This is a genomic window from Nitrospira sp. (genome assembly GCA_029194535.1).
In the GTDB taxonomy this organism is placed as follows: Bacteria; Nitrospirota; Nitrospiria; order Nitrospirales; family Nitrospiraceae; genus Nitrospira_C.
The window spans coordinates 1,047,206-1,069,737 of record JARFXR010000002.1; the positions used below are offsets into that span (position 1 = coordinate 1,047,206).

Annotated in this window: 16 protein-coding genes; 3 read left to right on the plus strand and 13 right to left on the minus strand. The window is 56.7% G+C overall.

What is annotated here, in order from left to right; genetic code table 11:
* Nucleotides 1-23 precede the first annotated feature (23 nt).
* Together P0111_16455 and P0111_16460 are read right to left on the minus strand one after the other, a co-directional pair.
* On the minus strand, nt 24-446 hold the full coding sequence (locus P0111_16455) for a hypothetical protein (protein ID MDF0645623.1): 423 nt from the start codon (nt 444-446) through the stop codon (nt 24-26).
* Complete coding sequence (locus P0111_16460) at nt 443-1,444, minus strand: RluA family pseudouridine synthase (protein MDF0645624.1); 1,002 nt, start codon at nt 1,442-1,444, stop codon at nt 443-445. The genes P0111_16455 and P0111_16460 overlap by 4 nt, the downstream gene beginning before the upstream one ends.
* 131 nt (nt 1,445-1,575) lie before the next feature.
* Between P0111_16460 and P0111_16465 the strand changes: the two genes are divergently transcribed.
* From P0111_16465 to P0111_16475, 3 genes are all read left to right on the plus strand, one after another.
* Nucleotides 1,576-2,151: a DUF3365 domain-containing protein gene (locus P0111_16465; protein ID MDF0645625.1), complete on the plus strand. Its 576-nt coding sequence runs from the start codon at nt 1,576-1,578 to the stop codon at nt 2,149-2,151.
* A gap of 78 nt (nt 2,152-2,229) precedes the next feature.
* Nucleotides 2,230-3,660: a circularly permuted type 2 ATP-grasp protein gene (locus tag P0111_16470; protein ID MDF0645626.1), complete on the plus strand. Its 1,431-nt coding sequence runs from the start codon at nt 2,230-2,232 to the stop codon at nt 3,658-3,660.
* Nucleotides 3,661-3,879: 219 nt separating this feature from the next.
* Nucleotides 3,880-4,848, plus strand: coding sequence for an alpha-E domain-containing protein (locus P0111_16475; GenBank protein MDF0645627.1), 969 nt, complete (start codon nt 3,880-3,882; stop codon nt 4,846-4,848).
* A 261-nt stretch (nt 4,849-5,109) separates the two neighbouring features.
* On the opposite strand, the gene P0111_16480 is transcribed toward P0111_16475, so the two are convergent.
* The 11 genes from P0111_16480 to P0111_16530 form a co-directional block, all read right to left on the minus strand.
* Nucleotides 5,110-5,328 (minus strand): hypothetical protein, encoded by a 219-nt coding sequence (locus tag P0111_16480; GenBank protein MDF0645628.1) that lies wholly within the window; start codon nt 5,326-5,328, stop codon nt 5,110-5,112.
* Nucleotide 5,329: 1 nt separating this feature from the next.
* The gene (locus P0111_16485; GenBank protein ID MDF0645629.1) at nt 5,330-5,830 is read right to left on the minus strand and encodes a hypothetical protein; all 501 of its coding nucleotides are present in this window, start codon (nt 5,828-5,830) and stop codon (nt 5,330-5,332) included.
* A gap of 767 nt (nt 5,831-6,597) precedes the next feature.
* On the minus strand, nt 6,598-7,158 hold the full coding sequence (locus P0111_16490; GenBank protein ID MDF0645630.1) for a DUF3800 domain-containing protein: 561 nt from the start codon (nt 7,156-7,158) through the stop codon (nt 6,598-6,600).
* Between the two features lie 139 nt (nt 7,159-7,297).
* Nucleotides 7,298-7,933, minus strand: coding sequence for a DNA-processing protein DprA (locus P0111_16495; GenBank protein MDF0645631.1), 636 nt, complete (start codon nt 7,931-7,933; stop codon nt 7,298-7,300).
* 20 nt (nt 7,934-7,953) lie between these two features.
* Nucleotides 7,954-9,078 carry a macro domain-containing protein gene (locus P0111_16500; protein ID MDF0645632.1) on the minus strand — a complete coding sequence of 375 codons (1,125 nt, stop codon included), beginning with the start codon at nt 9,076-9,078 and terminating at the stop codon, nt 7,954-7,956.
* A gap of 20 nt (nt 9,079-9,098) precedes the next feature.
* Nucleotides 9,099-9,650: a DUF4276 family protein gene (locus P0111_16505; GenBank protein ID MDF0645633.1), complete on the minus strand. Its 552-nt coding sequence runs from the start codon at nt 9,648-9,650 to the stop codon at nt 9,099-9,101.
* 47 nt (nt 9,651-9,697) lie between these two features.
* A complete protein-coding gene (locus tag P0111_16510; protein ID MDF0645634.1) occupies nt 9,698-10,324 on the minus strand; it encodes an ATP-binding protein in 627 nt (208 codons plus the stop codon).
* 530 nt (nt 10,325-10,854) lie between these two features.
* Nucleotides 10,855-14,400 (minus strand): hypothetical protein, encoded by a 3,546-nt coding sequence (locus P0111_16515; GenBank protein ID MDF0645635.1) that lies wholly within the window; start codon nt 14,398-14,400, stop codon nt 10,855-10,857.
* Between the two features lie 5 nt (nt 14,401-14,405).
* Nucleotides 14,406-17,795: a helicase-related protein gene (locus P0111_16520; protein ID MDF0645636.1), complete on the minus strand. Its 3,390-nt coding sequence runs from the start codon at nt 17,793-17,795 to the stop codon at nt 14,406-14,408.
* Nucleotides 17,796-18,305: 510 nt separating this feature from the next.
* Nucleotides 18,306-21,650, minus strand: a complete 3,345-nt coding sequence (locus P0111_16525; GenBank protein ID MDF0645637.1) for a transglutaminase family protein — start codon at nt 21,648-21,650, stop codon at nt 18,306-18,308.
* A 4-nt stretch (nt 21,651-21,654) separates the two neighbouring features.
* On the minus strand, nt 21,655-22,383 hold the full coding sequence (locus P0111_16530; protein MDF0645638.1) for a proteasome-type protease: 729 nt from the start codon (nt 22,381-22,383) through the stop codon (nt 21,655-21,657).
* Between the last annotated feature and the right edge of the window lie 149 nt (nt 22,384-22,532).

Consider the following 22,532-nt stretch of genomic DNA (forward strand, 5'->3'; position numbering starts at 1 on the left):
CATTTCTCAGGACTCAGCACTTCTCATAGCCCTCGTCCAGCTCCATCCAATTCCGGCTTGTTCCCCGGCAGGATCTTGTGGAGCGCGGCACGGTAATCGAGGAGCCGTTTTTCGTCGGTACGACCGATCGCGGCCTCGTTGTCTCGCTGCATCCGTTCCAGGTGATCGAGCACGGCCAACAGGGGTTGGACCGAACCGAGCAGCTTGCCGACTTCAAACGCCTCCAGCGATTCGATCAGCGGCTCGTTCAACCCTTTGTACGGAGTGCCGGCGCTCTGATGGCGAAATCGAGAGACGAGCTGCTCATATTCCTCGATGGCTTCCGGTTTGGGCTTGATGCCGGTCGGCACCACGGTCAGGTACACAATCGATGGCAGTTTGGCCGCATAGGCCTTCAGTTGCGAGGTCAGCCCCCCGACGGTTTCAAGCACATCTGCAACAGTCATGAGATCACCTTCTTCGTATAGGACAATGGAGAAGCTCTCGTCTCTCGGCTCTGGCCGAGAATCGTCCGATCCAGGTGCCGCCTGACCTCCTCCATATCTACGGGGAGCGATACCGTATACTCTCGGAACTCTCCCGTCGAGGGATGCGTGAAACCCAAGGTCCTGGCATGCAGCATGACCCGGGGAATGTCCAGCCCCTCGATGCGGCAGACCTTGCGTCCTCCGTAGGTGGGGTCGCCGAGAATCGGATGGCCCAGCGAAGATACATGCACCCGTAGCTGGTGAGTGCGACCGGTCCGCGGATAGAGTAGGACCTGTGCCGCGAATTTGGCAAACCGACGATGGACGACATACTCCGTCACGGACGTGCGAGGCCGGGCCGTGCGCGCGGAGAATTTTTTCCGTTCCTTGGAATCTCGTCCGATGGCCAGATCAATCACTCCTCGGCCCGTTTTCGGCACGCCCCACACAAGCGCTTCGTAGACTCGCGCAATCGTATGCTGTTTGAATTGCATAGCGAGGTGTCTATGAGCCTGATCATTCTTGGCCACGACCATGACGCCGGAAGTCTCCTTATCCAGGCGATGGACCAGCCCGGGCCGTTCCTTGCCGCCGATTGATGAGATGGTGCCGCCCGATGTCTGAAAGTGGTGGAGGAGGGCGTTGACGAGGGTCCCGGACCAATTGCCGGGAGCCGGATGCGCGACAATGCCGGGGGGCTTGTTCAAGACCAGCAGATGCTCGTCCTCGAACAGGACCTCCAGGGGGATGGCCTCGCCTTTGATTTCCAGAGGTTCCGGCTTCGGCACATCCATCGTAATCTTGTCGCCCGGCTTGATCTTCTGACTGGGCTTGACGAATTGATCGTTGATGCGGATGCGGCCCAGTTCAATCAATCGTTGCAGGGCGGACCGCGAAATGTCTCGCTCCCGGTTCACGAGGAACACATCCAGCCGCTTCGGCAGTTCTCCGGACGTGACGACAAACTCCGTGATCATATCGGGTCCACGCTACTAAAGAGATTCCCCTGAATGCAATCGGAGAGTACTGTCGATTGCCTCCTCGTGGGAAGAGGGATTATGCTACAGGCCGGAGGCTGGCCCCACCTTTCACGAGAGGAGATCGCGGCATGAGAGGGATCGTCTTCGTCGCCGGCGTCATAGTGGGCCTCAGCGTGCTGCTCGCGGATCGCGGGGGAGCCTCGGACCGAGAAGGTATCCCTCCCGAAACCGTCGCGGACTACATTCATGCCGTCATCGAGGCGGACCGAACGTTCTATACCGTTCATGTGGTCGAGCGAATGCAGAAGGAAGGCGGGTCGGTCGCCGCTGAAGATTGGCGCGCGAAAACGAACCGGTTGCCGCTACCCGCCCAGTTCTTGATGGAGTCGAGCGAACTCGCCGCGAAAACCGGGGTCAAGGTCCGCTACCGTCTCATCAGCCTGTGGCCCATCAACCCTCAGAATGCCCCCTACGACCAAGCGGAGAAGGCCGGGCTCGAAGCCGTGCGCGACCACCCGGATCGAGCGTCGACAGGCACCGTCAAGATCGGCGATCAGCGCTATTTTCAAGCGATCTACGCCGATCATGCCGTCACGAAAGCCTGCATTGACTGCCACAACCAGCACCCAAGCAGTCCGAAGAAGGATTTCAAGCTGAATGACGTGATGGGTGGGTTGGTGATCGAGATTCCAATTGGACGATAGTCTAACGATGCTTCACCCCTACGGCGGAGGTGCGAGCAAGAGGCGGCACAGGGCCGAGACCGCTGTCGAAAGGTCGGGATGAGCATACGGTTCTCCGGGTACGACCCTGAGGGATTTTACGACGAACTGTACGAGGGCAAGGGGCAGCCACGTGCCGGGAGCTCCTTACTCCTCAGAAAATTTGCCTCCTTACCGGAGGGGGAACTCAGGAAACGTCAGCAGGCGGCGGAGCGCGTCATTCTCAACATGGGCATGACGTTCGGCGTCTACGGAAGCACCGACGGGCATGAGCAGGTCTTTCCCTTCGATATTGTGCCCAGGATTGTCGAGGCAAGGGATTGGGAGCACATCGAGTCCGGGCTTCGCCAGCGCATGCGCGCCTTGAATCTCTTCATCGACGACATCTACCACGATCAGCGCATACTCAAAGACGGAGTGGTCCCCGGCGAGCTGATTTTTTCCAGCAAGGGTTTCTTGCAGCCCTGCATGGGTCTGAACCCACCGCGAGGCATCTGGTGCCACATTGCCGGGATCGATCTGATCCGTATCAGCGACGGTCACTACTATGTCCTCGAGGACAATATGCGCTGCCCGTCCGGTGTCGCCTATGTGCTGGAAGCCCGGCAAGTCATGAAGCGGACGTTCCCAGAGCTGTTTGACGCCTATCGGGTGCGGCCGGTCGACGGCTATCCAAGCCAGCTCTTGGACACGCTCCGCTATCTCTCGGATGTCCCCGATCCCACCGTCGTGATCTTGACACCCGGAATCTACAACTCAGCCTATTACGAGCACTCCCTGCTCGCACAAAAGATGGGAGTGGAATTGGTCGAAGCCAACGATCTGGTGGTGGTGGACGGATCCGTACACATGCGGACCACCAAGGGATTGCAGCGCGTGGACGTCATCTATCGGCGGATCAACGACGACTATTTGGACCCGCTCACCTTTCGACGCGATTCAGTCCTCGGGGTGCCGGGTCTCATGGAATCGTACAAGAGAGGGAGAGTGGCGCTCGTCAACGCGCCCGGCACCGGCGTATCGGACGACAAAGCGATCTACGCCTACGTCCCCAGGATTATCACGTACTACTTGGCGGAGGAACCCATCCTTCGAAACGTCCCCACCTATGTGTGTTCCGAAGAACGGGATCGGACCTATGTACTGGAACACCTGGACGAGCTCGTCGTGAAGGCCACGAATGAAGCAGGGGGATATGGAATGATCATCGGACCCCATGCTTCGAAGCAGGAGCGTGAAGAGTTCGCCCGGCGTATTCAGGCGGATCCGCGGAACTATATCGCGCAACCCACGCTGGCGCTCTCGCGGGTGCCTACCCTCGTGGAGGATCATTTGGAAGGGCGTCACGTCGATCTGCGTCCCTACGTCTTGTACGCTCAGGATGTCTACGTGCTGCCTGGAGGCATGACACGCGTGGCGTTACGAAAGGGCTCCCTCGTGGTGAATTCATCGCAAGGAGGCGGGAACAAGGATACATGGGTCCTCTCATGAGCAATACCCTAGATGCGGCTCTGCGAAACCGCGTGCGGTGTGCGTCTAGCATCTATCTCGAAATGGCTGTTCCAGTAAGAACTGGTCATGCCCGCGAAAGCGGGCATCCAGAAAGTCCCGAAAAGACTGGATTTCCACCTGCGCGGGAATGACGACAACGGACCTCACCCCATCATGAAAGAATTTTGAGATAGGTTCTAATCACATATGCTGAGTCGCGTGGCCAGTTCCATCTATTGGCTGAACCGTTATGTCGAACGTGCCGAGAACTATGCTCGATTCATCGAGGTGAATCTGATCCTCACCCTCGACCTTCCTAGGGGAACCGCCGAGCAATGGGAACCGTTGGTCGCCACGACAGGCGACCATGAGGTGTTTGCGGACCGCTACGGCAAAGCGACGAGGGAGACCGTGATCCGATTTCTTTCCGCCGACGCGGCAAACCCCAATTCGATCCTGTCCTGTCTCGTGGCCGCCCGTGAGAACGCACGGTCGGTCAGGGAAATCATCTCCACCGATATGTGGGAACAGGTCAACCGCTTTCATTTGATGGTCAAGAACGCCGTGTCCATGGGACTCTCCAGCCACAACCTCCACGCGTTTCTGTTGGACGTCAAGGCCGCCAGTCATCTCTTCCTGGGAATCACCGATGCCACCATGTCGCATGGAGAAGGCTGGCACTTCGCCAGGCTTGGCCGCCTGCTGGAACGAGCGGACAAGACATCCCGCATCCTCGACGTGAAGTATTTCATGTTGCTCCCGACCGTAAGCGAAGTCGGCACACCGTTCGATATCATCCAGTGGTCCGCACTGTTGAAGTCCGCCAGCGCCCTCGAGATGTATTGCAAACAGCATGGCCGCATTTCGCCCAATCGGGTGGCCGAATTTCTGATTCTCAACCCGAACTTTCCACGAACCATCCGCTATTGCCTGATCAAGGCTGAAGATTCACTGCATGCGATCGCCGGATCGGCAAGCGATCGGCATAGCAATTTGGCGGAAAAGCGGTTGGGGCGGTTACGATCTGAAATGGACTACATCGATATGGCGGACATCTTGTCGGGCGGGTTGCACGAGTTTTTCGATGACTTTCAATTCAAGCTCAATCGGATCGACGACGCCATTTACGAAACATTCTTCGCCCTGCATCCGGTTGAAGGGGTCACGGCGAAAGAGAAGGTGCAGTGACGCACCGACTCCCGGCAAGGTGCCGGCCCCAATCCGGAAAGGTGCCGGCCCCAATCCGAAAATGATCGGCGACGCCTGTGGCAGGCCGGGTGGACCAAGGGGGTCAAGTCGCTGTGAGTTTGACTCTGCCGACACTACCGAACTTCACACATCGCCTTGCCTGCCGAAGCTCATAGTCATATTGCATCGCAAGCCAGGTTTCGGGTGAGCGCCAAAAACTGAACATGTATGGGCTGGTTCCTTCTGCGGCCGCCCACGTGATTATTGGGGCGTGGACCCCATCGCGTCCCACTCCTGCTTGGTGATCAGTCGCTTGGGCTTCAACGCGCCGGTGGCATAGGCAAGGCGCAGCGCTTCCTCCAGCCAGGCTATCCGTTGGGTCGGCGTGGCCGCGAGCGTGGCGCCCAGGAGACTTTGATCCTCAGCGGTCCAATTCGCCTGATGCGCCGTCTTCAGAGAAATTGGCTGCTCGCCGGCCATGTCAGCGATCTGCCTTCCGTTGCCGAATAGATTCCAGATGGGTGACGTCTTCCAAATCCTGCGGTCTGCCGGCGTGCCGCTTCAGGACAATCAGGTCATTCAGAGAGGCAACTCGGACTGTCGTTTGACCCACAATGGCTTCTTGCGAACGAGCCCACAGTTCTTCAAAGGGAACCTCCGGCTTGAGCAGCAAGTCCACCACCCTCATTGGATTGGCCGGATCGACGAGACAAAACGCTCTCATATGCTTCTCGCGCCACCATGATTCACGTGTTGTCGGATCGACAAACGCGTTCGCCGAGACCGGAATTTGCGGGCGAAATCCTTGACCCTCCAGCGCCCTGATCGTTTTGGCCACTTCCTCTGGAGCAAGATCGATGGCCAAATCGACATCAGCAGTCAGTCTCGCATGTCCGTGCAGCACTGTCGCCAGCCCGCCTACAACGACATATCGCACTTTTGCTGCATTGAGAATCTGGAATATGGGCTCGAAGACCGACACGGCGCTATTCTAGCGAATACTCACACAATTAGCAGCCAGTCGAGTGAATGGTGTCAGGATCGGTGAAGGGCGTGCCGGGGCCGCGTCGCGACGTACACTCGGTACATGTGGGTTTCCGCCGCAGATCGAGGGGCAAGGGAAAATCCCGATTCCGTGCTTCGGGCTGGATGGTCATCGGCCCCGGCTGGTAACTCCGCACTTGCTCAGCAAAGACTCCCGGTACATTAGCAGGCTGTTGACAAAGGCCTCCAGCTGCGTTCTCGCGTCGCTTAGAGGCTCACCGTACGGCAGAGAGTACGATTCCGCCTCTGCGCTCGCTGCGGCCTTGCTGGACGGCCTTTCTGAACAGCCTGCAAGGTATTCTGCTGGCATTTGCGATCTCAGACGCGACTTCGTTTCCAAGGTCCTCGTATAGTTTGTCAACACACTGTTAGTATTCTCCCCTGTCGAACCACAATGGCAAGCGGGAGGAGCCGCTGCTCTGGTCGCCACAGCATTTCTGTCGGAATAGCGATGGGTTGTGACTTGGCCGCCTGCAGAACCTCAATCAACATCAACGTACATTTGACAGGTACGGCACCGGTACTGTACGGTTATCGCTACAAAGACCCAGCTTCCGAACTGTCACCGTATGGTGCGCGTCCCCGAGAATCCTCGGGATAGGGGCTGGGTCGAATTTTTACCTCCCTCGCCACCTACTGAAACTCCCACACATCTTCGATATGCTTCGCGATGAGGTTTCTGTACTGAATGGCGTCCGGTTTTTCTTACTCGGCATGCCTCCGTAGCGTACCGGCCACCATATCCGCCAGTTGAATAAGCACGTTATTCTTTGAATCCACGATCCGCACATCCTCCAGAATTGGCTCCCCATCACGGTTGATCTGAAGCTGTTTCCGAAGGTACGAGAAAAGTTCCCGCCGAAATTCCCGATCTTCGTGCCCGTCCATTTTCAGGCGGGCTTTCTGAATGGTCCCAAAGCTATGCTGCAACACCATCTTGATAGCATATCGATAGAAATTGTCCTTGGACTGCCGGAGCTCCGGACTATAAATCACGCTCTTTCGCATCACGATCGCACGCACACGAAACGTGGATTGCGCCACACGTGTGAGGAAGGCCTTCCGAAAGCGATCGCAACACTTGCTGAACTTGAATTCGAAATGATCGGTCAGGCCCAACTCACGCCGCAGTTTCTTGATCTCCACGGCACAGGTCTCAGCTTCCAAATGATCGTCAAAGATCACCAAGGCGATCACGAAGCAGGGAGAGGAGCCCTTCTTTACCTTAAAGCCGGGGTCTCCGGAATCATCGAGAAAGACCAGCATCTGTGTCCGGTTCCTGGTGTCCTGAGCTAAACCGCGGGAGTCAGCGCTTCAAGCCGGTTGGTCATCGGACCAGACCGGTGACCCCGCACTGGCTCAGGAAAGACTCCCGGTACTTTGTATTCGTCCGAACAGCGGGTGACTAAAACTTAAGAGCGAACTCATCGACAGATCCCTCCACCGATCGTGCGCCCAGCTTGAGAAGCGCGCCGTTCGCTTCACTCGCCAGCGTGGAGACAGGCTTCTTCCATGAGGTGAGAACCCGGCACAGTTCGAAGGTTTTGCTGTCAGGAGCGGCGTAGGGAACGACAATGTGCTCGGCCAGGGCGGCCACAAAGCGATTGCGACGCAGAGCGGTGTCAACGGTTGCGCGGCGCACTGTGTCAGAAAACGGCGAGAGGTACAAAAGCCGACCTTCTTCAAAAGCGGGCTTATGTTCCGACGGTATCCGCATCCCCTGAAGTCCCCTAGCTGGGCACACAATGACCGGCTGCATTCCGCGTAGAAGAATCCGCAAACACTCTTGTTCCATCGGCGAATGAAAACCGCCAATAACCGGCACACCAGCCTCACGTAACTTCTTCGCAAGGTCGTAGGTTTGGAGGATGATGTTGCCAGGACATTTCACCGAACAGATAAGAGCGAGGGGTTTGCTGTTGAGGATTTCGGGATTCCCAATGGAGGCAATCCGAGAAGGAGCCTCAGCGCCGAGGTACTGAGCCAGCTGTGAAGGGAACCGCGCATCTCTAGAAGAACGCCACACAAGAGCTGTCGGCATGCTGTCTGTGAACCCACGATCTAGGCTGGGATGGCCTCATCCTCCGGCACCGGTAGATTTGGATCGGCCGTAATAGCCAGCCATCTCAAGGTGGCGAGATTGCGAATGGTCGAGGCGACCGTACTTCGATCAAGAGGCGGACGACGTTTCTGCTTCCACTGCATGACCGCCTCCAGTACCGTCATCTCAGAAGGTACCTCGCGCTGTGCTCCCGCAAGTTCACGGGCAGCAAACAAAACGGTAGCAATGACCTCGGCTTGATCAGTGTTGACCCTGGTGAATAGGTCGGCGGTCTTGTCGAGGACCTTATCCCATTGTTCAAAGGCTGGCACATACTTCTGGCGAATGCGGCTGAAGTTCGGCCCCACAGTGACCATGAACATCTTCCCACGGCGTTCTTCCTGTAGCAGGCCATTATTGACCAACTTCGCTCCGAGAGCTTTCAACTCGCCTGAGAACGGGCCGAAGCTGCTTCGCTGATAATGTAACCCGGTTGGCAACCCTTCGTTGGTGGCAACGTAGGCGATTTTCTGAAACAGCGTTCTTCCAATCGGCCAATGGTAGGGTTGTTGCTCGATGCGAGCAAGAATTTCAACCAAGGCCACCCAAGCCGGATTCAGTGCTGACTGGCCATTTTTAGCGGCCGGCTCTGCATGCCGATCGGTGTCTTGAGCCAAAAACTCTACTGTGAGTTCTTTCGGGTGCGTGCCATAGGGGGCATACATCTCAATGGGAATACCCATGTCCTTCACGAACCGATAAATCACGGGGCCAACCACCCGCCATTCCAATTGTCCGTTGCCGCATCCCAGGGGAGGAATGGCCAATGACGTGATACCCCATTCCCGATAACGCTCCACGAGGTGTTGCAGTCCACGCTCGATGTCGCTCAGTTTGGAGATCGACTTCCAATGGTCCTTGGTCGGGAAATTGATGATCTGTGGCGGGAACAGCGTCTTGTAGAGGTACGGGACGCCGGGTTTCACCTCACCACGTCGGCATCGGTTAACGTAATCCTCATACATGTCCGGGAATCGGTTCTTGAACTCAAGCGCGATCCCTTTTCCCATAACGCCCACGCAATTGACCGTATTGATCAGCGTCTGCGCCTTCGACTTCAGTATATCTCCGATTAGGATTCTCATAGCGGCCACATTTTCAAGATCTATAACGCTACCCCGGTTGCCTTGGCGGCGAAACGGATGAAAGAGGCACAGCGCTTGATCCTGTTCAAGTCAGGCATCACTTCGATGATCTGCTTGGCATGGATCCGGTCGGTGTAAGGACGACCAGTATGTTGCAGAAAGGTTTTCATGATCCGTTTTTTCGGGTTGTTGACTTTGTCGGAGCTCTTCACATCAGCAACTCGGACTGGATGGGCCGGTCGAGACAAGACTTGTGAGATGGCCCTTCCGTCCGTAATCAACCAGGCTTCCAATTCCTGTTCAATGCAAACGAGATACACGTGTTTCGATGAGACCTTCGCCTTCTTCAGTGATCGCGCAATAGTTTGTCGGTCTTCTCTTCGACAGGGTTTAGCCCCAGCTTCACGCCATGGCGGATAGAGGTCCCACACGATGACCACGCGCTCGCATCCATCCTTGAATAACTGAGATGTCGCCTCTCCGCAATCCGGCAGCAGCTTGCGTTTGTTATCGAGCGTGATGCTGACGATCTGGATTGAAGGTTTGAGGCGACGTGCCAGCAGCTCGCACACGACTTTGTCGGCACCGGCTGGACCGCACTCGAAGATCATCCCGACTTTCATCGGGCGTGCTTCTTGTTGAATAGGCCCATCGTGTAGAGACGTCCCGGGCTGAAGTCACGCGCCCAGCGCTGTAAGGCCTTCTGGTCCGCTGGCCGCGTAAAGGTGGGTTGGCCATCAATGCGCTCGACCATGATGATGTGGGAGAGGTCCAGAAGATCCAGAAGATAGGGCGAATGGGTCGTGACAATGACCTGCGAACGCCCTGATTCAACGAGGGTGCGAATTTCATCCACGAGCAAGTGTAGAGTTCGGGGATCGAGCCCGTTTTCGATTTCTTCGATCACAATCAGAGGCGGCGGAGTCGGATGACGAAACAGCGCGAGGAACGCGAGAATCCGAAGGGTGCCGGTCGATAACAGCCAACCAGGAACTTTGAAATCCGCTTCCGACAACTGGAGGTAGACAGTCCGTTCTAATTCTGACGTCAGAGCAGGCTGTAAGTCCTTGGCGTATGGCAAGACGTGTTGCAGTGTCTCTACGATGCCGTCGAACGCCGCCTGATCGAGCCTGCGAATGCTTAAGAGATAATCGGCCAAGTTTGCCCCTTCCTTGTTCAACCGGACCTGGCCACCGGTCCGGTGCTGGGGAACCGGGGCTCCCATGGATTGGGGGATGAGGGACACAAACTGCCAGCTCGATATTTCACTTCCCAGAGATCCCACAATGCCGGCTTGGCCATCGCTAAAGACTCTTCTATTCGGTTCCACACCTGGGACGCGAAGTGTCATTCGTCCCTTTGAGTCGCGAACCATTGTAGGTTGGTTCGGAACCTTCACCTCCTCGTGTTCAATGAAGATCTCGTTTGTCCCGGGAGCAGCATTGAGGACAAGAGCGGCGGTGAATGGACCCAAGGCTGAACGCCCAGCAAGTTGAAAACTCATTGGATTCTCAAAGCATGGGCGTCTCTCGCCAGTCCTCCTGATATTCCGCCGAACTCCCTGATGCCACACATGTTCAAAACCTCGCCAGGGTTGCATGGCAACATCCAAGCCGCGCTCAACAATCGCTTGGAGGGTCTCTAAGCCCTCTGTGATGCTGCTCTTGCCGGAACCGTTGTTGCCGATGAAGACGGTCAATGGTGTGAAGCGGACGGGGCCGCTATCCCTCACAGCCTTGAAATGCTTGAGGCGGAATGATCGAAGGAACCGCGTTCTCATCGGACCAGTCCTCGCTCCACATCGCGGTAAGCATTGCGTGCCGCTTCCTTCACTGGATCAGGAACCAGCGGGAAGGTGGTGAGGATATATGCGAACTCTTCTTCCGTGAGCCCGTAGAGATGTGCGATGAGGCCGTCGAGTTCGGCCCGGAGCTTCGCCCGCTCGGTGGAGTCTATCGCACCCGCCTTGAGACTCTTGAGGCCGACTTCCTTTGCGAGGTCATTAAACTCAGGCGTAGTACAGATCAACCGTGCTGCCCGCTCTACAATCGGCCAGAACGCCTCGTTCTTCTCCGTAAGACGAGGAGTCGGTATCTCATAGAGGAAAAACATGTTCATGTTCGTCAGGATTTTCTGACGAATGAACCAGTCTGCCGCGAAGCTCGAAAGCACGGAACATGCGAAGAGTAGACGCGGAGGGTTGTCATTCTCAGCTTGAAGCCAAGTTTCCCCCTCAATTTCGTCACGAACCGGGAGACTGACTAGAATAGAGTTGCCGGCGAATACCATCTTTGGAATCACTGAAACGACCAAGGTCCGTTCATTAGTTGCGCCAGTCACAGCGCGAATCCCGACCCTGTAATGGCTGTACCCAAGAATAATCTCCTCCTCATTCACTTCTTCAGGCAATCCATGTTGGCGCAGCATTGTTCTGATACCACGGACCCTTGCTGCGAGCAGTTCATTTACGCCCTCGCGCTCGTTGATCCAGTACCGGATGCCGCTCTTTCCATGTTCGTAATGCCAGATCATCTTCCCTTCGTAAAGGGGTAACCGTCCTGGGCCAGGAGAAGTCTTGAACAGGCGGCTATCGTTGGTCATATGGAATTCTGCCGTAAGCTTCAAATTCCAGGCTCCTTCGACCTGGTTACCTAACAGTGGAAACCGCAGCATCTTTTCGGCGATTCGAACGTCCAGATCGTTTTTGAACTCCATGATCGACAGGGAACCGGGAGAGAGCCGGCGGATAAGATCCACGGACATCTCGATGGCGCCCTCTTGAGGAAACCGGTCCAGTTCCTGAACATCGAGTCGCATGAAGGCAGCAGGGAACTGCTTGGTGACGCCCCCGTTCTCGAAGGTTAAAACAATGAACTTGTAGCTTCGATGCACGCCGTCGAATATTTCCTTACGGTTCTCAAAACCAAATAGGCCCGTGACATTGGTCTCCGAGAAGAGCATTTCTCGGAGCTGCTTGGCGCCTAGGTCGGTGTAAATTCCGCTGGGAATCACAATGCCGCAATGCCCGCCCTGTCGGAGAAGATTGAAGCATTGCTCTGTGAACAGTTTGTAGAGGTTAATGTCAGTTCCGGCCTTCTTGCCATCCACGACGGTGATTTGGTTTTTGTACTGGGGAGCGGATCGGAAGAACGCGCTGATGTGGGGAAATCGGCTCAGATATGCAAGATATTTCTCCCGCACTTTCGGTTGCTCAAGCAATTTGACAAGGCGCTTCTCAAAATCTTTGATGTCTGTGCCACGTCGCTCCACCTCAGGATCATATTCGTAGCAGAACTCCTTCGCGATGGGTTTGAAGATTTCCCAGGGTGGATTGGTGATGATGGCATCAAACCCGCCTCTCTTGTTGAGGATCTCGTCGAATTCATAGCCCCAGTGAAAAGGCTTCAGCTCTTGGATATCGGTTTCCGATAGCGGACGCTTGTGCGTCTTCCCTTCCTTATTCTTTTTCTCGTCCCAGGTGGCCTCTTCGTATTTGATCCCCAGAGATTGAAACTGATCGAGTAGTAGTCGATCCAAGAGCCCTTTTGCTGTCCGTTTCTTGTCTTCGATATCGTGCCGAAGATGTCGCAAGTCTTCGGCATACACGGATGCGTGCCGATAGGTCTCAACGAGGCGGTTCTTTTCTGCGAGCGCCTGCCGATAATCCTTGAAGTAACTGGCGGTCGCCAGATCGTCGGCATACTTGGCAAAGTCCTGGTCATCCACACGTAGTAGCCCGATGAGAGAGTTCCCCGCCAGAATATTGAAATCAATGTTGGGCAATGGTTCCAATTGATCGGCAGTTTCCGCGGAGGCGACGAGGGCGAGAAAGAGACGAAGCTTCGCGATTTCCGTCGCCTCTTCCATGATGTCCACGCCGTAGAGATTGTCGGTAATGATGCGTTTCTTGATGAAGTAGCTCAGGCTCTTGTGCTCCCGCTCGGCCTGAGCCAGCCAGGCGGACAGATTGCGGTCGTTTAGAAACTTGATCTTCCCGATGATGGCTGCGTAGAGGTTGATGAGGGTCTTCATCGCTGCGACCAGAAACGCGCCGGACCCACAAGCCGGATCGAGTAGGCTGAGACCAGCTAGCACGTCATTCAGAAGCTGTCGGCAAAGCGGCGCATCCAGGTCCATAATGAGGTCAGGAATGTTTTGATACTGATAGTTCTTCACGCCAGGGATATGATGGGTTTCGATTGTCGCTGGTGTGTTGATGGCGTTGAGGATCAACCGGTAGATGGTGGCTTCGCAGAGATACTCCGTAATTTCCGGTCTCGTGTAGTAGGCACCGAACGCTTTCTGGTTGATGTATTTCTCAAAGATGTACCCCAGAACGTCCGGGTTAATCTCGTTGTCTTCTCCGCCTGGGGTGTCGTTCAAATTCCAGGAATACCGCTCAAACAGGGCGAATAGATTTTCAAATGCCTTGTCCGGCACGTCGATCTTGGGATTGTCTTCCTCGATGTTGTGCTGCAGGAAAAGACCGCCGTTGAGATACCGTATCGAGCCGAGCCGCTCTCGCGCCTCCGCCGAGCGTTCTTGCTCTGGTTTGGCGAAGCCTTCGAAGAAGAGGAGTTTCAAGAACGTTCCGAAATACCGGTTGGGTCCTACCGTCTTCCGAGTCTCTGCCAGCTTGGTCTGGAGATAGTCAAAATTGCCGTTGTCGATAAAGCCCTTGCGCTGAAGAAAGTAGATAAACATGAGCCGATTGAGGAGCACGGAGGCGTACCACCGGCGGTCCCGTTCATTGGCGATCCCACGGATATATTCCAGGAAGGCCAGGTGTTGTTCTGAGAATTCTCGATAGAATTTCTTTGTGACCTTCTCGACATCCAGCGCTTCTCTGAGCCGGCCGGCGACTTCGACCACTGGCACACGCCCCAATTCGTCCAGCTCGCTGATGTCGAACACCATGGCGCTCAGCTTGCTCAGGAAGAGGTCTCCCGGCTGACCTTGCACGTAGATATGCTCGCGCGGATAGGTTTTCGAGCCTTCGCGCTTGACCCAATACCAGAGGCTTTGGGTCCGGTGCCGGTCAAGAAAGATCAGGAGGTTTTCATGATGCTGCCTGGCAATCGATTTGTAGGCAGCCGCCCGGATCTTCGCGTTGGGGATGGCGCCGTCTTGTGCCATGATTTCCAGCACGACGACTCCGGACAATTCCGCGATCTGTTGAATCGCGAACTGTATTCCGTCGTGGATTAAAGACGTTGGTTTTCGGACGGATGGTTGAGACCAGCCCAATTCCTCTATAAAGAGGGTCCGAAATTCGAATTTCTGGAGCAGCGACCGAGTTCTAGGGATGTTGAGTTTGGCCATTGAGATCACTCTGAAGATCCTGCCAGTCCCATGGAACAGATGATCCGTGGTTCCTGGGTCTGTTCTTCCTCATGAATCAGACAGAGCCGGTCCTCTTCACGGAGCGCAACCACCAGTTGTGCCAGTGCTTCATCAGACACCCCGCTTCGGAGTTGGCGATTGAGCGTATCCACGGCGGCTTGGCGGAGGGGATAGCGGTAGATTTCATCAATCGCTTTCAGGAGTTCCTGAGACTCGAACAACGTGCCTTTGACATGTTCCGCATAGCGCTTGAGGCGTTCATACGTGCGGAAACGTGCCCCCGAAGGCCGTCCCAATTGTCCCCCAACTGTTTTCTCTTCCGTGATAATCAACTCGACGCCCTTCTGGACGAGTTCGTGATGGTTCTCCTGGCGATGGAGAGCCGGGGTGTCTGAGCTACACGCCGCGGCCTGGAGGATGGCGAACTGAGACTCCGTGACGGCGGTACCGTGTTTGTCGATCCAGGCCAGCGCGTCGTTGCCTTCGGCCGTTCTGAGATACACCAGCACCCCGCCTGGCTGCTTATCCGTAGGATCATGCGCCCGTGTGGCAAAGATCACGGGCGGCAGATCGGGAATGGTCTTTTGTAAGCCGGGATCGGCGGTAATCGCGTTCTTCCAGATTTGGTAGGCATAGGAGGCCAAATCGACTTCCGTATCCGCCTCTCCATCCAGGATGCCTGCTTTCTCATGGTAGAGATTGAGGACGGCATGATCGTTTCGATCATCCTCGAAGAAGGCCTCGTCGGTTCCAACCACCTCCGCATTTTCTTGCAGGCGACGCCGCACCATGGCTCGGAGTCGAATGATGCGCTCGACGCCTTCGGCTGGCAAAAACGAGTAGCAGAGGATGTTCTCAGCTTTCTGTCCGATGCGGTCCACTCGGCCCGCTCGTTGGACGAGGCGAATGATGGCCCAGGGCAGGTCGAAATTCACCACGACGGCCGCGTCTTGCAGGTTTTGCCCCTCACTGAGGACATCCGTGGCAATCAAGACTCGCAACTCTTCGCCTGGTTTCAGTCTGTCGCGCTTCTCATTGCTGTCCGGACTGAACCGCCACGCCAAGGCCGTCGGGTTCGGAGAGTCTCCGGTTGCACCAGCCAAGGATGAGATTCCGCGAGCCGCGAGCTGAGTCTCTAAGAAGCGGACGGTATCGGCAAATTGCGTAAAGATCAGGACTTTGTCATTCCGGTGTTTCTTCATGAGCAAAGCGACAAGGGCCTGAAGCTTGGCGTCTTTGTTCGCGTCCCATTCACCGCAGCGTTGCAAGATGTTTAGTAGAGCCTCTGTATCGCTCCGCAAATCGTTCTCTAACGATTTCACAAGGAGTCCTGGCGGCACCCACTTAAATCGCCGCTTGAATTGACCAGCGAACTCCTCGTAAATCTCAGCTCCTCGACGAGCGAAGTCCTTGGCCGTTCTTAGCGATCCTGTTCGAGGCCGCTCTTGCTCATGATCGGTCTCGTCATCCTCAAACAATCCCGTCTTAGCTCCGGGGGCGTCGGCATCTTCGTCGTAGATGCGCGCATCGAGCATCTCGGCATCTTGCGTGCCGATGGGGATGGGCTTCTTCTGTTCGATCGCATGTAGGTAGACGTGATTGCGGAGAATATGGCGTTCGATGGATTGGAGAAAGGCCTGGCCGCTGCTTTCGAGACGCTTGAACAGATTCGTCCGACAGAACCCCATGAGGCGTTTTCCGGCGCGAGACAGGTCTTGCAGCAATCTCGCTTCCGCTTGTGTCGGTGGTTCATGCGGTGTCGCCGCGACATAGTTTCCCAATCCGTACCGAGGGAGATTGAGGGCGTTGATGGTATCGACGATATCGTCGGCGTAGAGCCGCGCATACTGGTCCGTGGGGTTGGCATCGTCAATCGTAAAGGGCACTGTTCTTGGGACTCTGACGGGAAAGTACGACCGGCTCCCATCCTCAAAGGTGAGAAATCTCCGTCCGCTGGCCGGGTCGGTCTGGGCATAGTTGTCCTGAATGAAACTGCGGGTGCGTCTCACCATGTAAAGGCGCATCAGTTCTCGCCAGTCGTCCGCATAGTCGCTCTTCTCGAACGCCGCCAGGGAGCGCACGGGACATTGATGCCGTCGACTAAACTCGGTTTCGGTGAGCTCGCGAATTAATCGTTCGGGACGAACGCCGAGGTCTTTGTCTTCTTTGACGAAGAGACGCAACTGGTTGGAAAGGTCGAGATAGGTTTTGTTGTACGGGGTGGCAGAGAGCAGAATGCATTTGCTCTCGTTGGCTTGAATGTATTCTTGAATGGCTCGATAGCGTTTGCCGTCACGGTTGCGCAGATTGTGGCTTTCGTCGATGAGCACGAGGCGGTATCGGCGCAGATCAGGCAGTTCTCCCACTACCTGGCTGATGGACAACACCTTCGCGTGCAACCGGTATTGCGCGCGATAATCCTCCCACATCGAGACCAAGTTCTTGGGGCAGATGATGAGCGTTTCGAGTCCGTGGTCGTCCTCCATGATGCGGGCGAGAGCCGTAGCCATAAGAGTTTTGCCCAGCCCTACAACATCCCCAATCAATACACCACCACGCTTGTTCAGGTGATGCGCAGCAATTTTGACCGCCGCCGTCTGGAATTCGAATAGTCGATTGCCAAAGTCCCGTGGAATTCGAAATTCAGAAAGCCCGGCCCGTGCCTCTTGCGAAAGATGGTACGCCATCTTGATATAGATATGGTACGGAAGCGCAAGTTCTTCCCGAGCCCAACTCTCTTCGATAATACGGACGAGTTCTTCGGATATATCCACACACCAACGGTCGTTCCATCGGTCCTCAAACCACTTGGCCAACTTCTGGCAGGCGTCGTGATCGAGGACATCCACATTCAGCTCGCCCTGCTTGGAAAGACCTGCGAGCGTCAGATTGCTGCTTCCTAGGTACCCGACGGTGGGATTGATGGGATCGGGGCGGAACAGCAGGTACAACTTGGCATGGAGAGGATGCCGGAGGAACAGTTTGACAATGACCTTCTTGGATTTAATCTGTTCGGCCAGCTTGCGTAGACCGGCTTCGTCTTCGTTGGTCGGAATGCCGACGCTCAATTGCTCGCGGAACTCTTCGGCGAGCTTCTTTTTAAGGCGAATTGCCGTCTGGTTGTCTATCTCGCCACCCCGACTGATCAGGCTCAACGCTTCACGCAATTCGTCCTGTGGCAACCGCTGCATGCCGACGAGAAGTCTGCAGCAATGGCCATCTCCGCCGGCCCATTGTTCGATGTGCGAGTCGAGCTGCTTCCATCCGCGCAAATTGAAGTATCCAACACAGAAATCCGCGCGGTCGGCAACCTGGATGGTTGCGCGCAGAGCAGGTAGGAGAGATTGTTCGATGTTGTCGAAGATTCGGGGCATGGCCTGCGAGTGTCCGGCTCGGTTCCGGCGCAGTGTACCCGTTTCATTCGAGGAAATCAGCCAAGGGATGCACTTGGAGGTTTGCGAACGCGGCAGCAGGGTTGCGCGGGGCCGGACTAGAACCTATCTCAAAATTGTTTCATGATGGGATGGGGTCTGTTGTCATCATTCCCGCGCAGGCGGGAATCCAGTCTTTTCGGATCATTCTGGATGCCCGCTTTCGCGGGCATGACCAGTTCTTACTGGAACAGTCATTTTGAGATAGTTTCTAGTGTTGTGTCCCGCATGTTCCGGCATTGATTCGTTCGCCCTGAGCGTGTTGAAGGGCGCCCGATTTCAGGAAGTTCCGTTCATGCGGTTCGACCGAGCTCACCGCAGGGTTCGACAGGCCTGCTCTGGGCGAAGTCGAAGGGCCTGTCCTGAGGAAACCAACCGTCTCCTTCGAGAGCCTCAGGACGAACGGTTGGTTTATCGAAGGGCTCACCACGAACGAACTTCTGAGGCACTACGCTAGATGGCTTCCGGCCGCCGTCGCAAATCGAGGGTGAAGGGGAAGTCGCGATTCCGTGCTTCAGATTGGATGGTCATTGGGCCGGGCGTGTGGCCGTGGTCCCAGAAGCGAGTGAGGCGGCGGGCCTCGGCTTCGTTTGCATTGACGGGAAACGTGGAATAGTTCCGTCCTCCCGGATGCATTACATGATAGGTGCAGCCGCCGATGGAACGGCCGGTCCAGGTATCGACCAGATCGAACGTCAGCGGGGACTGTACCGGGATGGTCGGATGCAGGGCAGACGGTGGTTGCCAGGCTCGATACCGCACTCCCGCGACGAATTCGCCGTTCGTCCCAGTCGGATGGAGCGGAACCGGACGGCCATTGCACGTGACGACGTGACGTGTCTCGACCATGCCGTTGACTTTGACCTGCATCCGTTCCACCGACGAATCCACGTAGCGCGCGGTGGCGCCGGCCGCCGCTTCTTCCCCCAGCACGTGCCAAGGTTCGATCGCTTGCCGCAGTTCCAGCTCGACATTGTCGTAGACCACGCTCCCGTATCGCGGAAAGCGGAACTCCAGAAACGGCGCGAACCATTCGTCGCGAAAGGCATAGCCGCCCGTCTGTAAGTCCCACAGCACGTCCTTCAGATCCTGCGAGACGAAATGGGGCAGCATGAACCGGTCGTGCAATTCAGTGCCCCAGCGCACGACCTGAGCTTGATAGGGTTGCTTCCAGAATTTTGCAACGAGCGCGCGTAGCAACAAGAGCTGCGTCAGGCTCATCCGCGCGTGAGGCGGCATTTCAAAGGCCCGGAATTCCACCAGGCCCAATCGTCCCGTCGCGGAATCAGGCGAGTAGAGCTTGTCGATGGAAAATTCCGCGCGGTGCGTGTTGCCGGTCAGATCCACGAGCAGATGCCGCAGCAAGCGATCCACCAGCCAGGGCGTGACCCGGTCTTGCCCGGCCTCCTGCTTGGCCGCCATTTGCTGAAACGCAATCTCGAGTTCGTACAGGTGATCGTGGCGCGCTTCATCCACCCTGGGCGCTTGACTTGTCGGCCCCACAAACATGCCGGAGAACAGGTAGGACAACCCCGGATGGTTCAGCCAGTACGAAGTGAGGCTTCGGAGCAAGTCCGGACGGCGCAACATTGGACTATCCGACGGGGTGAGGCCGCCTAATGTGACGTGGTTTCCGCCACCCGTGCCGGTATGGCGGCCATCGAGCATGAACTTTTCCGTACCCAACCGGGAGCTGCGGGCCTCTTCGTAAAGGATGCGCGTGTTGTCGACCAGTTCGTCCCAGCCCGTGGCCGGGTGAATGTTGACTTCAATGACGCCTGGATCGGGCGTGACTTTGAGCGATTGTAATCGTGGATCATAGGCAGGTGGATACCCCTCGACCCATAGCGGACTCTGTAACTCAGCCGCAGTCTGCTCAACCGCGCTGATCAGATCGAGATAATCTTCCAGATACGACTGCGGCGGCATGAAGACGTGCAGCCGTCCTTGGCGAACCTCGACACAGAGCCCCGTCCGGAGCGTACCCTGAGTCGATTCACCGATCGCCGATGAACTGGTGATCGCGAGTTGCCGTTGATCTTGTGTTCCCGACGCGCGTTTTAGTGCCTCGGCTGGTCCTAACGGCTCACGCAGTTCCAGTGGGTCTTGTTCCGGCTCGATGTCTACATCATCCGGGGCCGCCCATGGTAGTGAGGCCAAGGGCAGACGATAGCCCATCGGCGAATCTCCTGGTAACAGGTACAGCCGCCCTCGCTTCAGCGGCCAGGGGCCGGAAATCCAGCGGGCCCTGCGCGGACTAGATCGGCTAGACGACGGTGCGACCGCTCTCAACGGCAGCACATAGCCGGTGATTTGACCCAATCCTCGATCCAGCAGGCGCGCTAATCTCTGACGCTGTTCAGGATCCTTGAGATCTCGTTGAAGTGGGTCCACGTTGATGGGAAGCTTCTGTTCCTCCATCAGGTAATGCCAGACGTCCTCGTAGGCTGGAATGGCAAAAGCGGGATCGAGGCTCAATCGTTCGGCCAACCTCGTCGCAAACTTCTGCGCATGATCCGCCGAATAGCCGTAGGCGACTGCTTCATCGGCAACCAACGCCGGATCGTGCCAAACCGGTTCGCCGTCCAGCCGCCAATAGCACCCCAGCGCCCACCGAGGGAGTACTTCACCCGGATACCACTTGCCCTGGCCGTAGTGCAGCAGGCCACCAGAAGCAAAGCGGTTCTTCAGACGTTTGAGCAAGTCACCGGCGCGCTTCCGCTTGGTGGGACCGAGCGCATCGGTGTTCCACTCGGCCCCCTCCATATCGTCAATCGAGACGAAGGTCGGCTCTCCTCCCATCGTGAGGCGCACATCGCCGGCCTGCAGATCGGCATCGACCTGGCGTCCCAGCCATTCGATGGCCCGCCATTGCTCCTCAGTATAGGGCTTCGTGACGCGCGGATCTTCATGAATCCGCGTCACCGACATGCGGAAGTCCAGCCCGGACTCGCACACATCCGTGCTGCCGATCACCGGAGCGGCGCTGGACGGAGAGGCCGTGCAGGCCAAGGGGATGTGACCTTCACCCGCCAATAAGCCGGAGGTCGGATCGAGTCCGATCCAGCCGGCCCCGGGAATATAGACCTCGGCCCACGCATGTAAGTCCGTGAAGTCCTGCTTGGGCCCGGCCGGTCCATCCAGCGGCTTCACATCGGCCACCAGTTGAATCAGGTATCCCGACGCAAACCGCGCAGCAAGGCCGAAGTTCCGCAGAATCTGCACCAGCAACCAGCTGCTGTCACGGCACGAGCCTCGGCAGAGTTGAAGGGTCTGCTCGCAGGTCTGGACGCCTGGTTCAAGCCGAACGATGTAGTCGATGTCTTTTTGAAGCCGTTGGTTGAGCCGGACCAGAAAGTCGGTGGTCGCGCTCGATTCGGCGCGATCGCCGACCTTGAATCGTTCCAGCCATGCGCCGAGCAACGGGCCGCAGGGGTCCACTTCAAGAAAGGGCGCCAGCTCCTTGGCCAGCCGCGGCTGATACGCAAAGGGGAAACGTTCGGCGGAGGGCTCGATGAAGAAGTCGAACGGGTTGATGACCGTCATGTCGGCCACGACGTCCACGACGACGTTCAGTTCGGTGGTCCGTTCCGGAAAAACGACGCGAGCCAGATAATTGCCATAGGGGTCCTGCTGCCAGTTGAGGAAATGATTGGCTGGATGAACGTTCAGCGAATAGCTCTGAATGCGGGTCCTGCAATGGGGGGCGGGTCGCAGACGGATCTCATGTGGGGAGAGGCTCACCGGCCGATCAAACCGATAATGGGTCTGGTGGCTCAGGGCGACCCTGGTGCTCATAGGATCAATTGTCCCAGTGTGGATCGGGCAGCTCGGAGAACAGGCGCTTTAACCCAGATCCCCACCGCCGACGCACATCGTCAAAATACGGGTCTTGGTCTCCGAGACGCCGCTGGAGTCCGACTTTCAGGCTGTCCCGCTCGTAGCAGAGCAAGTCGATCGGCGGGCCGACGGAAATATTGCTGCGCATGGTGGAGTCGAACGAGATCAGGACGCATTTCGCCGCTTCCATCAGGCCGGTGGAATAGGAGATCACTCGATCGAGGATGGGCTTCCCATACTTGATCTCGCCATTCTGGCAGAACGGCGTATCCGGGGTGGCTTCGATGAAATTGCCTTCCGTATAGATGTTGAACAACCGGTGCCGCTCGCCGCAGATCTGCCCTCCCAGAATAAAGCCGGCGCCCGCGTCGATATTGTGCTGCATGAGATAGGGCCCATCTCGTTTGTGGACTTCGCGCAAGGTCTCTCCGACGAGACAAGCGACCTCGTACAGGGACCCGCTGTTCCAGATATTCTGTTGATGCATCTGGGCCCGCTGTTCCAGCAGGGCGACCACGCCCTGGGTCACGGCAAGATTGCCGGAACTGAGCATGACGATCATCCGGTCACCGGGGCGGTCGAAGACCGTCATCTTACGAAAGTTGCCGATTTGATCCACGCCGGCATTGGTGCGTGAATCCGACGCGAGCACCAAGCCCGAATCCAGGATGATCCCCACACAATACGTCATCGTCACTCCTTGTAGTTCTGATACGGCTGAAACCGCACTCGATCGCCGGTCGCGAGCTTAGAACGAACCGGCGTCCAGAAGCCTACAACACCCGCAGGCTGTTCAGAAAGGCCGTCCAGCAAGGCCGCAGCGAGCGAAGTGGCGAAGCG